Here is a 16691-nt window from a genome sequence, read left to right as displayed (position 1 = left end):
AGCATGACTAATCTACGTGAACGCGAGTGGCAGTCCATCTACGAGAGCAAACCCGAGCAGGGACGAGCCCACTTAGTCAAGGACTTCTACGAGCCCGCACTGGAACGCAGCCAGCAGTATGACCGGATCGCGGGCTACTTCTCTAGTACGGCACTCGCGGCTGCTGCTAACGGCGTTCACGCCCTCGTCGAGAACGACGGCGAAATGCGGCTCATCGTCGGCACCGAACTCTACGAGTCGGATCGACCGGTTCTTGAGACGCTCACCGACCGCCTCGAAGAGAACCTTGAGGACCTAGACGACGAACGTTTGGATGCGAACCTTCGCATTCTGGCGCGTCTCCTCCGCGAAGACCGAATCCACATCAAGGTCGCCTATCCTCGCTCTCCCTCTCACGATTGGGAGATCTTCCACCCGAAAGTCGGACTCTTCCACGATAGCGATGGCAACACGATTTCGTTCGAGGGTAGCGTCAACGAGACTGTTGGCGGCTGGGCTCGCAACTACGAGCGGTTTAAAGTCCACCGTTCGTGGGTTTCTGAGCAGGCGGACTACGTCGCCGGCGACGAGGAGACCTTCGAGCGGCTGTGGAATGATGAACACCCCTTCGTCGAAGTGTATGACCTCCCGAAGGCTATCGAAGAGGACATTATCGACTGGAAAGCTCCCGACACCGAGAGCGACCTCCAGGAAGCGATTCAGATCGCGAACGGGACAGCACCGCCGACGGAGCGGGACAAGGCGAACATCATTCAAGATGGACCCCTCTCCCCCGGCGGCCTCGCACTCGCCGAGGAAGCAAGCACGATTACCCCGTGGCCACATCAACGAGTGGTTTCAGATACACTCGTCAACACCTATCCACAGAGCTTCCTGCTGTGTGACGAGGTGGGGCTTGGGAAGACGATTGAGGCCGGCCTGACACTCTCCCGGCTAGGGCTTACAGGCGAGCTTGAAACTGGGCTATTGCTGGTTCCGGCGAGTCTGCAACGGCAGTGGCAAGAAGAGCTCTGGGAGAAATTCAACATCAACGCCGTTCGCTTTGACCGGGACACAGCGGGAGATCACGTATTCCGAGATGTCCGTGGTCGCGACCACTATCCACCATCGGTGACGGACCTCGATCTCGCCGGCGAGGCCGAGTGGGTGGACAGTCCCATCTGGCGCTTCCTCTACGAGCAACAGTCGACTGATACTGACGCATCGTCGCCGCTGGATGGGCCGACGATCGTCATTATGTCCTGGCATACTGCTCGTCTCGACGACCGATGGGATCAGGTCGCTCCCTTAGACCGGGTATCCGACCGGTCTCGGGACGTCATCCCGGCAAGCTGTCGCGGACGTGACCACGATACGGAAGACCGGATGGGTGTGTGGGACGCCGTCATCGTCGACGAGGCGCATAACGCCCGGCACGGCAGTAATTTCTACGCTCTTCTCGAACAGCTTCGCGATTATACGCACGCCTACTACCTCCTGACTGCTACCCCGATGCAATTGCACGCTGGCGAGCTCTACGATCTGATGCAGCTGCTGGATCTTCCGGCTGGTTGGGATAACCGTGACACCTTCATGGAGTTCTTCGAAACCCGAGACGGGCTGTCGCAGGCCCTAAACGAAGTTCTCGGCACTCCCAGTTCAGAATCCGACGAAGCGGAGGCCTCTTGGAACACGCAAGCTACGCTCGATGGACTGGAACATCAAGACCGGCTCCCGACGGACCGACCATTCTCTTCACAAGTCTTCCAGCACCTTGCAGACGAGCTCGAGATAAATGAGGACAGACAGGACCGTGCCATCGCCAAAGAGCGTGTGCTGACCGCGTGCCGGCTCGCACGAGCTTATGGAGACGCCTACGACGGCTATCTTGACCATGTTGACGACGCGATGGCAGATTATGACATCGACCGCTTCGAGGCGAGCGAGGATACGAAACTCAAACGTCTCCTCTATCCTGAAGACGCCGACGAGTGGTTGATGGCGTCGCGCAGTGACCGACAGGACGCACTTGACGAACTCTCCCCGGGCGGTTGGCGAGTCATCCGCGATGTTCTCGCGGCGTCTACACCCGTCGATGCGCTCATCCACCGGAATACGCGGGATACTCTCCGGAAGTACGAGGCTGTCGGTCTCCTCGATACGACCGTTCCGAACCGGAATCCCGAACAACGGAAAATCAAACTCACGGAGGAGGCACGGGCGGTCTACGACCAGATCGACGAGTATACACGTGAGTTCTACAAGCGAGCCCAACAGACTGACGAAGCCCAAACACGCGCCATTGGGTTCGTGATGACCACGTACCGGCAGCGACTCACGTCGAGTGTCTATGCCATCAGTCAGAGTCTGAAACACCGGCTTGAGACACTCCGGGCGCAACGAACCGTGCTTGCCGGACGAGAGCGCGCCCGTGATCGGGACTATGGTGATGCGGAGCAGGTCGTCCTCGAAACGCTACAAAACGCGGACCTCGACGACGGGGACGTTCTGGATGAACTCGACGCTAGTAGCGACGACTTGGACCTCTCTGAACTCATCCCGAGCGTGACTGAAGAGGGGAAACAGCTTATCGAGGAAGAAATTGAGGCCCTGGAGGCATTCGTCAACGACTTAGACTTGGTTGAAACAGACCCGAAGATCCAGCAGCTGTACGACGACCTTGACGAGCTGGACCGGGCTGGCCACAACCGGGTGATTGTCTTCACGCAGTACGCGGACACAATGGACTTCATCCGGGACAGTCTCGCGGACCTTCTCGGAGCGACTATCGCGACGTACTCCGGTCGTGGCGGCGAGCTGTACGACCCTGAGACCGAATCTTGGGAGCACGTCGGGAAAGAGCGTGTGAAGCGTGAATTCTCACGTGATGATGGGCAGGTCGATATCCTCGTCTGTACCGACTCCGCGAGTGAGGGGCTAAACCTCCAGGAGTGTGGGGCGCTCATCAATTACGACCTGCCGTGGAACCCGATGCGGGTAGAACAGCGTATCGGTCGGATTGACCGTATCGGCCAACGGTTCGACGAAATCCGTATTCTCAACTACAGCTACGAGGATACGGTTGAGACGGACATCTATGATCGCCTTGACGACCGGATTGGCCTCTTCGAAAACGTCGTCGGTGAGATGCAACCCATACTCTCCGGCGTCAGCCAACAGATTCGGGATGCGACCTTGAACGCCGACAGCGCTGACGACCAGTCTGCGGTCGAATCAGCTGACCGTGAGTTCTCCGAAGAGCTCGAAGAACGCAATCAGGGCGACCGCGTTGATGTTGGTGAGTCACTTGAGGACGTCGACGACCTCGTCGCTCAGGACGTCGTCGACGAAGCAAAACTTGATGCGTGGGAATCCTACAGCCACCCGGATCTCGTCGACGTCGGCGAGGAGGAATACGAGTATCAGCCGCCGTTCGAGACGCCGAGCCTCCAGTCAGTGTTGGTCGATAACGACGCGCTTGCTGAGGCCGGTGTCGAATTCACTCCGGTTCACGACATCGACTTCGAGTACGATGACGGGGACTTCGACTTTGCGGACAGTACATATCGCCTCTCAGTAGGCAACGCACCGATTGAGGTTCCAGCTGGAGATGGGGAACAGACGATTGCACAGGCAATTGCGACTGCTGCTGATGAAGTAGCGGTGACGTTCTCAGCTGTGTGTGCTGATGAGTTCCCATCGGTTCAGCACCTTGCGCCAGGTCATCCACTTCTCGGACAGCTCCTCACAGTGCTACTGGATGAAACTGAGGAGCCGTCGCGATTCCAAGAGCGAATCGTGACTCGACCCGATCAAGACCAGGAGCCAGTAGTGTGTGCGTGGGGGCGGGACGGTGTGTTCACCCGGATTGCAGTTAGTGGGACAGTAACTGAAAACGGACCGATGGATTCTCTTCCGGCGTGGTGTGATCAATTCCTCGATAACCGCGAGAAGTCAACAAAGCAGCCACAGTAGCTGGGTAGTTTTGTAAGCATGGACTCTCCAGATGAACTAATAGATCCCAAACACTGCTCTTGAAGCAAATCTCCGCGGTATCGGAGACGGTGCCAGACTGGAACAGTTAGCTGTTGACTTGCTTGGTCGAGAAGGATACGAGGTTGATCCTACTGGCGTGAGGGGCCGGACGGCGGGCGTGATGTACTTCTTTAGCGTAGGGGCTTGACACGATTTCCAGTACAATCGAAGAATTCACAGGGGGGATTGATTCGGGGACGTAACCAGTCACAGGGCAGTACCGCCGTCCAGAAGCGCGTCAGGGCATCATAATTTACGATACTACAGCACACACTCAGTCGTAGACACGAGATGTTCAGTGATGCGATCGGAGAGAGAACAATCGATATTACCGGGCACGACGAGTTCAATACAATCCGTGTGACGCTTACTGAGGATGGGTCGATCGTTGGTGCAGTCACAGAGATAAACGATGTCGGCGGGATGGAACTGCTTCAAAAACTTGTGAACGAGGAGTCACAATCAACGTTCGACGTAACCGGAACTGACCGGGAAACCGGTGGGCATGTAACAATCAGTGACGGGTACATTACAACGAACATTCGTGAACAACACGGAACTGAAGACGATAAAATCGGGTTCCGAGCCGGGGCCGTCACGACAAGTACCGCGCCTGACGAGACAATAATCCTCGACAGTCCCGTCACTATCCAGTTCGACATGCTGAACTTCGATCCGCCGACCGCGTACGTCCCGCTCAGCAACGACGCACCGCTCCTTGAACGCGAAGATTTCGAAATCCACGCAAACGAACTCCCGGACACTGACGGCCGAATCGAGGAAATCAAAGAATGGCGACGCCCGCTCCGCACCGGGAAACTACGCATCACGCAGCAAGTTAATGGCCCGCCCGATCGGCAAGTCAGTCACGCAACTTCCACACTCGAACCAGTCACGTGGCTCCTCGCATTCACACAAGGTGTTCTACCAGCGCCAGTCAAAGCCACGATCACGGCCGTGAACGGCACGGAACCTGACTGGCAGTACGAAAAATGGGTTGGATCATGGCGGACGGACATCGGATCCGCATTCGCCGGCCGGAGTATCAGTAGAGCAAACGATCCGTACGCTTTTCTCGACCACGCGTACGACCAGTTCGTACGCCGTGAAGAAGAGTACAAGTACCGGCGGTGCTTATCGTGGTACCTTGACGCGTTACTGAAGAACCGGACTGTAAACGCGAAAACCGCATCAATCGCAGCAGGAATCGAATCGCTCGCTCGGCGGTACGCAGCGTACAGTGACGAAGTCGGGAGTGGCACGGACGAGGTTATCGATAATCTTGCTGATGAACTTAGTGTACCAGTTAACGACCTCGCAGATTTCTCAACCGGATTCGAAGAATCAGGAGAGGGGAGTAACGCGTACTTCTATGTCGGGACACGGAACGCTGTCGTCCATAATGACCGGGTGAATGTTCCGTTCGACGACTTATTCACAGGTTACGAAGCAGCTCTCACGATGTTACGACGCGTGATCTTCCACGAATTCACACGTGAAGACGAACGGGACCAGTACACAGGACTGAACGATCTTGAACCACGCGACAACCGGTTCGATTAACACAAACCCAGTGTTGAATCCGGGTATGTGTCACTCTTGCGTGTATTCGTCGTACTGTTTTTGAAGAACTTTGTTCAGCTCGGTCCCATCCCGGTAGTCGGCATTAACCCCACCCTCCACGTCACTATCGAAGATCTCACCCACCTCGTCATCTTCTTCCAACCGCTCTGCCTCTTGCTCGAGTGCGTCCTCGACCTCCATGACGACGCTTTCGACAGTTCCATCTGGTCCCTTCTCGGAGTCTGGTCTGTTTTCTTTCTGTATGACCTTGTTCCAAGTCTGCTTGGCGGGATCGTAGCTGACGCCAACGACATAGGATTCGGTGGCTAGAACGGCGCTTACGACCAGCGATCGCGAGCGGTCCTGGTCCGGATCGAGTACAACATTGATCGGTGCGGCAGCGACAAGTGAGCCGCTCCTATGGAGAGACTGGAGCTCGTCAACAGACAGGGGGCGGGCCGGTAGGCTTGAGAGCATAGGACGGAACTCGTTGCTTGCTCCTATACGGTTTGTGGTGTAGTTCCACACGTAGGGGCGGAAGAGACAGCGAACTCACGTTGGACGGAGCGCCACGACCAGATGTCGGTTAGTTTCTCTCTGTTGATTGTTTCTACACTCGCCAAGACTAGTACTCGGTTCCGGAATCGGATGTTGGTATAGGAGGGGGAGAGGGGGGGTCTATGAATAATGGAAGCGGCCCAAAAGGTGGGGTGGGGGGGTCGCCAGAATCTCCCGCTAGACCCCGTCAAACGCCGATAACTCGCTCCATGACCTCCCAAACCCTCATATCCAAGATCCTATCTTTAAAACTGAGGGTTTTATATAGGATACACGCTAACCATATCCGCGATGGGAAATAATCAAGTTGTGTAGTAGACAACGCGATTGGTGTTTGACAGGACCGAACCACCGTGAGATCGACTTCTGTCTTCTCCCGTGGACTGTAGCTACGGTGTCTCTCTCGTGGTATCTCCCGTGTTTTCTGGTCGTTATCTCCCGTGAGGGGGACACCTTCTGAGCCCGATCCATTATTCATAGACCCCCTCCCCCCACCCTTACCGATAATCTGCGTGATTGGACTGTGGTGATCTCGAGATCGGGTGGCAATTCTGTGTTTCAAATGTTTGATGGGTAGTTAGGCCACACAATCCTTGTCCGTCCTTTTGACCGAACGCTTTCCGTCCACTATTCATCCGTCTCTGTGTCTCTGGCGGGCTAAATCGCCCTAATAGTGTGATAGAGGGCTTGTAAACAGTGTATTTAGATATTCACAGGGGGATATCTTTTTAACCCCTCCCCTGTAAGGTAGTTTCCAATGACAGGATCAGGCAATCTTTCTATTGGTGATATGGTCCGGACTGAAGAGCCGGCCATATTCCGAAATCGCAAGCTGCTCTCCACGTCCCGCATCGTGGACGAGGATCGTATTGTGGGTCGTGAAGAGCAAATTCAGTCGTACGTCACGCTGCTTCAGTCGCTCAAGACTGGCGATACTCCGCCCGATATACTCGTCTATGGGCCAAGCGGCACTGGGAAGTCGCTGATCACTCACCGTGTTGCGAGCGAGTTTCAGACTGTCCTTGCCGAATCTGGAAAGTCTCTGGCTGTAATCGAGCTCAACTGCCAGTGGCTGAATACGAATTATCAGGCCGCCGTCGAACTTGCTGAATCTCTCCCCCCAGAAGCGGGCTCGATCACCGTTCAGGGAAAATCGACTCAGAAGGTTCTCAAGGAATTCTTCAAGCGACTCGAGGAGAATTTCGATGCCTCGTTGGTCATCGTCGACGAGGTCGATCACTTGGTGAATCCGGTCGACAACACAGATGAACCGGCTTATTCGTCTCTCCTGTACCAGCTTTCGCGCGCGGAGGATCTCACAGATATCGAGACGTTGGGAGTCATCGCAATCACGAACGCTCCCGACTTCGTCGAGGAGCTCGATCCACGGGTTGATAGTTCGTTTAACCCCCGAGATATCGTCTTCTCCGATTATGACGCGAACCAGCTGAGGCAGATTCTGTACCGCCGTGAAGATGCTTTCGTTGAGGGTGTCCTTTCGGACGACGTCATCCCGTATGTGGCGGCTCTCGCGGCACAAGACCACGGCGATGCTCGGAAGGCTGTTGACCTACTCCGCACCGCGGGGGCGCTAGCACTCGATGAGGACGCCGAGAAAGTATACAAACACCACGTCGACCGGGCTCAAGAAGAGGTCGAGCGCGATCGCCTGCTTGAGCAGGCAAATGGCTACAGCAGTGGGAAGAAACTCGTTCTGTTCGCGACGGCGGCTGTCCACGCTTGGTCTAGTGATCCGATTGACTCTGTCCCGAATCCTGTCATGCAGCAAGTGTACTCGTTCATGTGCGATATAACTGAGTTCTCTGAGAAATCACAACCGACGCTCTCTCGGTATGTTGACGAGTTCGAACAGGGCGGTCTAATCGAGACTTCACATGCTAGCAAGGGGGTTTCGACCGGTGTTTACCGCCAGATCAAAATGGCTCGTTCTTCGGAATTACTTGTGGAGACTCTCTCTGAGAACGACAGTAGCATTCACGACTTGCTCGATGATCGTGAACTGATATCCTCGGTCGTGGATACGAAACTGAACGAGTTCTACAACTAACGGGTCTCACCGTTCCATTATTCATTGACCCCCCACACCGTTTTTCCAGTGTTCTTTCCCACATCCATTATTCATTGACCCCCCACACCGTTTTTCCAGTGTTCTTTCCCACATCCATTATTCATTGACCCCCCACATCGTTTTTCAGTGTTCCTGGCTGGTTCCATTATTCATTGGCCCCCCTGTTTATTCATGCCACTGTTGTCTGTGGCTCCGGGTTCGGGCCTGTCAGCTTCTACTACGGCCAATTTCGATGGTGTCCCCGGCGGTGATGCCTTCTGTCCCGCCGTTGATCGGCCTGAGTAGGACGTGCTTGCTGGTCACCTTCTCGACTGTCGCGACTGTTGTGTCGTCGGTGATCTCTTCTTTGAGCTCCTCGAGGTGCGCGATCGCCGACTCTATTTCCAGGACCCTTTCGGATTTCGGAGCTGGTGGGGTGTTCTCGGGAGTTGGTGCTTCCGCGACGGCCCCGTCGGTCCGGACCGGTTTCGGCTCCGCGCCGGACGTTGTGTTGTACTTCGCATCCACGGGGTGGGATGGCTTGGAGAAGGTGATCGAGCTCATGTCGAGCCCCTCAGCGGCGAGACTGACGCCGTCAGGGGCGTCCAGCGCGTGGCCCCCAGTGGAGCGGAACTCGATGTTCGATCGCTCCTGTGTCGTCTTGAGGAGGTGTTTTGCCGCCTTGTCTTTGACCCAGAAGGGGGCGATCCACTCGCCGTTGCGGTACAGGGTGTAGCACTTGCGCTCTCTGGGTGCCCAGACGATCGCACTGTACTTGTCCCGGTATCGCCGGAGTTCCGACCCTTTCTGATGAGTGAGGTAGATCTCTCTCGGGTTCACGAGTTCGATGTACTCGTCGACGGCGGTCTCCGTGGGGTGATTGCTGAACCGAAACTGGTTGAGAGTACAGTTGTAGGAACCGATGTCTGCTTCCTCGTCACCACTCAGGAGAATGGCCCCAGCGTTCGGATCGTCTTTGATCTGCCTGAAGAGCTTCTTCGCACCTCCTTCGGTAGGTAAGTCCGGCCCGGTGATCGTGATTGGATTCTCGGAAAGGACGGTCTCTGGGGCGTACTTCGGGATCGCAGTCACATGAGGCGGGTTGAGGCCGAGTTTATCGAGCATCTTCGCGGCCTTCCCGACGACGGACACGCCCATCTCGAAGTCGCCCTCTTCAATCGCCGTTCCGAGCACTGTTGCGAAGTGGACGGCGTTCAGTGCTGTAGCCGTCACAAGGGCGGGCGAACCGGAGAGGCCCTGTCGGATTGTCGTTGCGACGGCCTCCGTGAGGTTGTCCTCAAAGTCTGCCTCTGTTGCGCCTGTCAGAACAACGAGATCGGCGTCTACAGGTGGGAGACCGGGATATCCGGCAACTGGCCGCCGGGTGAAATCACCCGTGATGAGGATGGATTCAGTTTCCCCGCCGCTCGATAGCTCGAGGTAAAATCCGATCGCGCCGGGCGTGTGCCCAGCTGGAACGGCAGTGATATCGATCTTCCCGCCAATGGTAACGCCGTCGTCCACCGGGGTGGCAGAGCGTTTGATCTCTGACTTGTCGATGGCGGTGTCCACAAAGTTGTTCGCGTCGTCGACGGCGACGTCGAGGAGGTCAATGTTTGTCTGAGAGGTGTATACGGGCGCACCATCTCGCATGTTCTCACCCAGCGTGGCGTAGTGGTCCATGTGGAGGTGGGTGAGCAGGATCCCAGTCAGGTATTCGTCCTGACCGAGCAACCCGTCAACATCGACCCCTGGGCCGGGGTCGACAAGGAGGTTCACCGACTGTCCTTGGAGAACCCCCTCAACGGTAAGGAGTACACTCGTCTTCGACCGGTTCGCGTATTGGCATTTGATATTCATGATCTGTGGATAGTCACGTCCTGCTGACTGATCTAACCTTCACGGACCAATTATAAACCCATTTGGGTCAGATCAGCAATTCAACTTCTATCACCCCACCCTGAGAGCTAAAAATCTCTCTCCCAGTGTGAGTTTTTAGCCGTCGATTCCGGCAGTCACGTTCTAAAACCGCAACAGCGTTACAACTCATAGCCGCCGGGGCGTTGCTCTAATTTGGGGGTGTTAGCGTTGTGGTAGACTCTTCACAGCATGATCCTCGCTGCGAGACCAGCCATCACGCCGATGGTGAGGATGGACGCGCCGACGAGCGGGCTGTATCCGAATTCGATGCTTGCGGCGATCGACCAGCCGCCGACAAGAGCGCCAGCGAGTGCTCCACACTGAAGCCGGGCGGCTTCGTTTTCGTGGTCGATTGCCTTGGTCAGGTCGAGTAGCCGGTCACTGATCGCGGTCTTGCTCTCTTGAAACGACATCGTCAGTCACTCCGGACGGCGGCGTTGAGCTTCGCGCTGGGCTGGAAGTACGACTTCTGCCAGTGATGCCGAACGGCCAGCATCTCCTTGCCCAGTTCTGTGATCACGTAGATGTTCGACCGCTCGTCTCGCTTCGACTTGTCGACGAGGCCCTGTTCGCTGAGTTGATCCATGTTCGGGTACAGCCGACCATGGTTGACGTCCTTGCCGTAGTAGTCTTCGAGCTCGTGCTTGACAGCCAGTCCGTGCGGGCGGTCCAATCCAGCGATGACATGCAGGATGTCTCGCTGGAAGGAGGTTAGTTCTTCCATCGCAAAAGAACGGTTCGCTGGTATGTGGTTAAAACACTTCGGTCAGATTGACTTTCTTACTCGTTCGCCTTCGCCGACTTTTTCGACGATGCGGTGGTCGCGGGAGTGATCTGTTCTGGGGTGGTTGAGAGGATGTTCGTACGGAGGTGCGTCGCGATGTTGCTCGCTAAGACTGGTGGGACTGCGTTCGCAACCATCTCGTACTGTTCTGTCTTCGTGCCGGCGAACGTGAACGGGTCAATGAACGTCTGGATACGGGCGACCTCGCGCACGGTGAGCCGGCGGACCTCGTCGACGCTCCCGTCATTTGAGGGGGTCTTCCCGATGTAGTGGACGGGTGGTGTCCCATCGGAGTGGGTCATTGTCGGGGCCGGCTTCTCGGGGTCGAGCCGGCGGGCGGTTGTCGGCGGGCCGGACTTCCCGAGTTCGTACTCGGCCATCTTCTCACGGTGCGACCGACTGTGGTCCTGGTGCTTGTGGTTCGTCGGGATCCAAACGTCTTCGCCGTCGCGAGTGACTGGGGCAGAGACGGTTCCGGGATCGACACGGGTTCGGGTGTATGCGTTATCGTGCGTGCGGAACCGCTCCGCGAGTGTATGGTGTATCGGGTCGTCTTTTGCGGGCTGGCTTTTGAGAGGCTCTGGGAGGTCGCTGAGCGCCTCGTAAGCCGTGGTGTATCCTTCGAGCCAGTTCCCGCCGTTGATGTCCGTCAGCCGTTGCTGGCCTTCGTTACAGACTCGCGGGGGTTCCCACTGGTCCGGTGGGGTGATGTCATCGCGAACCCCGAGGATGAATAGCCGCTTGCGGGTCTGGGGGACTCCGTAGTTCACAGCGTTGAGGGTGAGTAGCTTGACTTGGTAGCCGACATCTTCGAGGGCGTCTGTGAGCTCGGTGAGCGTGTCTCGGTGGGAGTGGTAGAGTCCGGTGACGTTTTCGATCAGGACCAGCTTCGGGTTCACAGCCGCCGCCCAGTCCACCATGGAAAACGCCAATCTGTTCCGGGGATCCTCTGTGTTCGTTTCGCCTTGTGCGGAGGAGAATCCCTTACAGGGTGGGCCGCCGGCCAAGAGATCGAGATCGTCGGGGAGCTTCGAAGCGTCGACGTCGGTCGCGTCTCGGTGTAGGGCGATGTTGTTGGCCTCGCAATGGTGCTGGTGATACGTCACCCGCGGCATGTCTGCCTTCTCCCATGCCGCAACGACTCGGAAGCCGCCGCTCATGAGCCCCCAGGTCATCCCACCGCAGCCGGCGAACAGATCCGCTGCTGTTGGGGCGTCCTCAGGACCTTCAAAATGTGGACACATAGTTGGTGTTATCGTACTTCTCCGCGCGGGCCGCTGCTCAGTTCGTCGTCTGCTGTGTGATCTGTCCCTCCGAGACGGTCGGATGGGTATCGTAGGTAGTGGCCGACGCCGTCCCCCCACTCTGCGACTGATCGGTTCTTCGTCTTGGGGATGGGGATCTCGATGGCGGGACAGTGACCGAGGATCCACCAAACGTACTGCCAGGGTATCGCTGAGCGCACGTCTTGCTTTCTTCCGCTCCACGAGTCGGGGACGCCCTTGGCCTCTGCGAGCTCCTTTACCGATTGGTCACCTCGGGTGTCGATCGCGAGGTCGGGATTTCCTTGGATGTACGCATCTGGCACATCGAAGGTCGTCTCGAAATGTCGGGTCATGCTGTAGGGTTCGCCGAAGGCGAGTCCGTTCACTCGGCAGTTGGCGTCGAGGTCGCCGATGGCGGTCGCTCGCGGAACGTTCTCCAGCACGTAGTGCGCGTGGTTGTCAAGAAGCCACTCGCGGAACGCATCGGGGATTCGTGGGTTCTCTTCGAGGGCGGCCTCCTTTGACCCGTAGTGCGTGGCTGAGAGACTCGAGTAGGCCGTACATGGCCAGCTGACCCACGCGACGTCGGCGATGGTCCCTGAGAAGGGAAGGTTGGTCTCTGAGGAGTCTCTGTGCTGGCTGGTGAACGGGCTGATCAGATCTGCTTGGAGGAACTGTCCGGGGTAGTCGTCTCCATACGGTTCGATATCGACGCCGAAGTACATGTGCCGGGGGAGCCACTTATCGAGGGCAATTCCGACACCGCCTCTGCCACAGAAGTAATCCGCCACTTGGTATCGCCATTTTGGGGTCCATGTCTGGGGCCAGTGGTTTCTATCGAACCGTGGCGTGCCTCGTAGATACTTCGGTGACGGCATTGTGCTATCCGATTATTCGCGATCGCCCACAGCGGGTACAGGTCTGCTTGTGTGACCCGGACTGTTGGAGGCTGGAACTGAGGGTGCCTTGGCAGTACGGACAGCCGTCTCCGGTGTGGTCGTCGATCGTCCCCGGCTCGTCACTGAGTAAGAGAGCGAAGACTTCGGCAAAGTTCCCGAATCGCCACTCTCCCGTCGGGATCTTCAGGCCGTCGCCGAACTCAGAATGCCACACATACACCCAGTCGCTGTAGCCGTACAGATCGACGCGGAACACTCTCCAGTACCCGTTGTCTGCGAGCGTCGTCGTGTACTCCTCGTGGAGCTCGTCGACGCCGACGTCATCGTCAGCGTCGAATTGTGGGTGGCTCTCGAGGAAGTCGCTGAGCCCGTCGCTAAACGGGAGTGGGTGTTCGGTGATCGGTGTGAAACTGCGTGGCTCGGTGGTTTCTCGTTCTCTAGTGGTCATTTCTGTATTAGGCGTGTCCGCCCCACTCGGGCGTTTCGGTATCAGACGGTCGGAATTCCACTTTGGGCTCTGCGATCTCGTGGCCTGCTTCCTCGAGGGCCGCGTGCATCGCGTCGGAGAGGCAGCTGTGTTTCTCATCGGAATCCTTGACCCGGTACGTCGAGTCGTCGACGGCGTCTTCATCGATCTCCCACTGTACATCCGCTTGTTCGTTGACGAAGACTTCCTCCGAGCCGTCCCACTTGAGTTCGCAGGTGGCCCATCGAGAGGTGTTGGCGTCGAGGTCCGGAAAGACCGGCTCCGTGACGATCACGGAAGGGACTCCGGTGTCGAGTTCTCCGTCCTTCGCTTTTTGAACGTGCTCAGTGGCTTCCCCGAGATGGGCGAACGTCTCCTCACACCCGGTACAACAGAGGACGATTTCACTGTTGTACGTCTCTCGGACCTCCGAACGCTGGTACTTCAACTCACCGTCCACCAGCTTCATCACTTCCTGTAGGACGGATCCCCGGTGTTCGCGAATGATCTGATGGCCGTGATCCGGAACGCGCGACTGAACGTACTCGTAGGTCTGGATATCGTTCGGCTCGACGAAACCCATCTGGTCGCCGATGAGAGCGACAATTTCTCCCTCCGAACCCTCCATCACGAGGACGTTATCGCGGCCGTGTTCGGTAGCGAGTTCATCATGCGCCTGTTCAACTGCCTCAACATCTTTCGTAGATTCCGACGTCTCGTAAGTCATCCCTCACTACATTCGGGGGATAAAAACAACTCGCGGCTCCCTTGCGGATTGGCTGGGCTATACAGCGCCGGTCATGGCGAGGGTAAGGAGATCGGCGAACACGACGTACAGGAGGGCGAGAACGAACGCGAGGAACCCACCTGTCCACATGCCGAGGGTGATAAGCGCAAATGTTGGCTTACTCGAATGGGCCATCCCTGGGATGCTCGTGAGGCCTGCGATCGTGAGGGCACAGAACCCGGCAACACCGAGGACCGGATTCTGTACTAACAGGGGAAGAACCAAGCCCACTCCACAGATGCTACCCACCGCGAGATACCGCTGTGTGTACCGGTGCTGTCTGTCCAATCGCCGTTGTGCGCGTTCTTCTATCGATAGCTCCTGATAGTGGCTCTCCTCTGTCGTGTTGGTTCCCATGTGGTTGTTGTATAACGGAGTATTCGTCTTTGAAACGGACTTAGGGCGTTCCAAAGTGCCTTCCGACTTTGCTATCTACCTCTAAATCAGCGCGTAAGGGGGTATAAAGGTTGTTTAACGGCCGGAAAATGGAGTGTTTGCCTATACGACTCGCATCTCTTCGTTAGAGACCACATCCCACTCGTCTGGGGTGAGGGTGTGGCCACCGAAGTCGCCTGCCTCGGGGTAGGCGGTGGTGATGAGCATCTCACTCGCACCCTCTAGGAATTCGGTGAGACCCTTGATGTGCTCGGCGGCGAGCTGCCCGACCCCGTCCACGAGAATAGCGGGGACGATCTCGTCGACATCAAACGCCTGGTGCGCTGCGAGCGCGGTCACGAAGCCGATAAGTTCGACTTCACCTTCGCTGAGGTTTGCGACCGACGTTTCGCGCCCGTCTCGCAGGACGACGAGTTCGAAGGCTTTGGTCGACCCGTCATCGGTGACACTCCGGTCAAGACGCAGCATCTCGAATCCGGGGTCGAACTGCTTGAGCATGTTCTTCATCGCCGTCTCGAAGCGATCGACGACTTCCTCGTGCTTCTGGTTGCGGCGTTCGCGAAGGTTCACGATCTCGTCTTTGATCGTTTCGAGCTCGTCTTCCAGATTGTCGGTTTTTCCGGCGGTTTCATCAAGCCGTTCGAGCTTTTCTCGGGCATTCTCGAGTTTCGTTTTCAGAGAGCCGATCTCTGTGCGAACCTCGGTTAGCTCCTCGTTAAGATCGTCTTGGGCCTCCTCGTACTGACTTTCCAGTTCGTCGATGTCTTCTTGGAGGTCCTCGACACGCTCACGGGCCTGTTTGAGTTCCTGTTCATCCTCTTGGATGTCCAGTTTGAGGTTGCCGATCTCGTCTTCGAGGTTGTCTCGTTTTCGCTTTTTCGACCGAATCGTCCGTTTTTTGCTTTCGAACTCGTCGACTTCTTGTTCGAGTTCGGACTTCTCCTCTCGGAGCTCGAGTCGCTTTTCGTTGAGCTGGTCCAGCCGTTCTTCGATCTCGTCGGCGGTGGTCTTGTCGCCCGACAGCCAGCAGACGATATTGTCTCCTTCGATGCCGTGTTCGACATCGGTCACAAGGTCGACTGCGTCTTCGTCGAGGACCTGCTTGTTCGCACTGTGGACTCTCCGAAGGAGATCGATCTGAAGATCTAACTCATCGATTCGCTCCTCTTTCTCGTTGATGTCCGTGTTGATCTTGGGCTCGGATGGGATCTCCAGTTCGTCCAGCTCGTCCTGTTTGTCTTCGAGATTGGACTTCTTGCGTTCGATCCGCGATTCGAGCTTCTGGATTGTGTTTCTCGTATTGTTCAGACGCGACCGCTTGTCGCTCAGTTTGCTGCTGAGTTCCTTTTGCTCGCTGTCTTCGTCTACCTGGTCTTCTAACTCGTCTTTGCGCTCTCGGGCTTCCTCAAGCTCTTTCTCAAGTCTCGTGACTTCTTCCTGCGCTTTGGGAAGTTTCTTGTTCGCCCGCTCAGCTTCATCGATCTCGCTTTCGATGCTGTTCCGTTCGCTCTGGAGCTGGGCGATCTTAGCATCGATCTTGTCGACGTCGAGCGGCTCCATCAAAAGCTCCGTCAGCCGCTCGTCACCATCGGGGGTCGGATCTCTCACCGCGGCTCGGACTGGGTTGTTCTCACCGAGGAATGCGAAGTGGTGAGCGCAGGTGACATCTGTCTCTTCAGTCAGGTACGGGTTCCCAGACCGAACGACGCTCCCACCTTCTCGCTTGAGCTCTACTCGGTAAGTACCGTCGTCGGTTTCCAACTCGGCGAATCCTTCATCTTGGCCTTCTGTGAGGGGGTGGGAACCATCGACGCCTGAAGTCCCCATTACCGTTTGGATCGCCTTCAGGAGACTCGACTTGCCTTGAAAGTTTGATGCCTGTACGACGTTTGTGCCTTCCTTGAACGTCGCTGTACCCGATTTGATCCCGGCGATGTTCTTGACTTGAAGCTTCCACATGGTAGTTATTGA

General features: G+C 56.8%; 13 protein-coding genes. 4 read left to right on the top strand and 9 right to left on the bottom strand.

The genetic code is table 11. The features are described from left to right. Positions 1-3: 3 nt before the first annotated feature. Positions 4-3954, top strand: a complete 3951-nt coding sequence (locus NO877_RS15080) for a helicase-related protein (RefSeq protein WP_256397178.1) — start codon at positions 4-6, stop codon at positions 3952-3954. 351 nt (positions 3955-4305) lie between these two features. Beyond that, complete coding sequence (locus NO877_RS15075) at positions 4306-5577, top strand: hypothetical protein (protein WP_256397177.1); 1272 nt, start codon at positions 4306-4308, stop codon at positions 5575-5577. A gap of 30 nt (positions 5578-5607) precedes the next feature. On the opposite strand, the gene NO877_RS15070 is transcribed toward NO877_RS15075, so the two are convergent. Then, positions 5608-6054, bottom strand: a complete 447-nt coding sequence (locus NO877_RS15070; RefSeq protein WP_256397176.1) for a DUF7964 domain-containing protein — start codon at positions 6052-6054, stop codon at positions 5608-5610. 838 nt (positions 6055-6892) lie between these two features. On the opposite strand from NO877_RS15070, the gene NO877_RS15065 reads away from it, so the two are divergent. Further along, positions 6893-8203, top strand: coding sequence for an AAA family ATPase (locus NO877_RS15065; protein ID WP_256397175.1), 1311 nt, complete (start codon positions 6893-6895; stop codon positions 8201-8203). A 228-nt stretch (positions 8204-8431) separates the two neighbouring features. Here NO877_RS15065 and NO877_RS15060 read toward each other — a convergent pair whose 3' ends face one another. From NO877_RS15060 to NO877_RS15030, 7 genes are all read right to left on the bottom strand, one after another. Continuing rightward, a complete protein-coding gene (locus NO877_RS15060; protein ID WP_303646978.1) occupies positions 8432-10063 on the bottom strand; it encodes an MBL fold metallo-hydrolase in 1632 nt (543 codons plus the stop codon). Between the two features lie 242 nt (positions 10064-10305). Beyond that, positions 10306-10536 carry a hypothetical protein gene (locus NO877_RS15055; protein WP_256397173.1) on the bottom strand — a complete coding sequence of 77 codons (231 nt, stop codon included), beginning with the start codon at positions 10534-10536 and terminating at the stop codon, positions 10306-10308. Positions 10537-10538: 2 nt separating this feature from the next. Further along, the gene (locus NO877_RS15050; protein WP_256397172.1) at positions 10539-10847 is read right to left on the bottom strand and encodes a PadR family transcriptional regulator; all 309 of its coding nucleotides are present in this window, start codon (positions 10845-10847) and stop codon (positions 10539-10541) included. Positions 10848-10903: 56 nt separating this feature from the next. Further along, a complete protein-coding gene (locus tag NO877_RS15045; RefSeq protein WP_256397171.1) occupies positions 10904-12151 on the bottom strand; it encodes a DNA cytosine methyltransferase in 1248 nt (415 codons plus the stop codon). An 8-nt stretch (positions 12152-12159) separates the two neighbouring features. Beyond that, the gene (locus tag NO877_RS15040; RefSeq protein WP_256397170.1) at positions 12160-12897 is read right to left on the bottom strand and encodes a hypothetical protein; all 738 of its coding nucleotides are present in this window, start codon (positions 12895-12897) and stop codon (positions 12160-12162) included. 157 nt (positions 12898-13054) lie between these two features. Further along, positions 13055-13519, bottom strand: a complete 465-nt coding sequence (locus NO877_RS15035; protein ID WP_256397169.1) for a hypothetical protein — start codon at positions 13517-13519, stop codon at positions 13055-13057. Positions 13520-13526: 7 nt separating this feature from the next. Then, a complete protein-coding gene (locus NO877_RS15030; protein WP_256397168.1) occupies positions 13527-14264 on the bottom strand; it encodes a hypothetical protein in 738 nt (245 codons plus the stop codon). Between the two features lie 48 nt (positions 14265-14312). On the opposite strand from NO877_RS15030, the gene NO877_RS15025 reads away from it, so the two are divergent. Further along, complete coding sequence (locus NO877_RS15025; protein WP_256397167.1) at positions 14313-14534, top strand: hypothetical protein; 222 nt, start codon at positions 14313-14315, stop codon at positions 14532-14534. A 288-nt stretch (positions 14535-14822) separates the two neighbouring features. Here the strand turns inward: NO877_RS15025 and NO877_RS15020 are convergent, their stop codons facing one another. Continuing rightward, on the bottom strand, positions 14823-16679 hold the full coding sequence (locus NO877_RS15020) for an archaea-specific SMC-related protein (protein ID WP_256397166.1): 1857 nt from the start codon (positions 16677-16679) through the stop codon (positions 14823-14825). Positions 16680-16691 lie beyond the last annotated feature (12 nt).

The sequence above is a fragment of the Halohasta litorea genome (assembly GCF_024494645.1).
GTDB classification, from domain to species: domain Archaea; phylum Halobacteriota; class Halobacteria; order Halobacteriales; family Haloferacaceae; genus Halohasta; species Halohasta litorea.
Note: the sequence above shows the minus strand (reverse complement) of the source record. Positions and strands in the feature narration are given on the sequence as shown.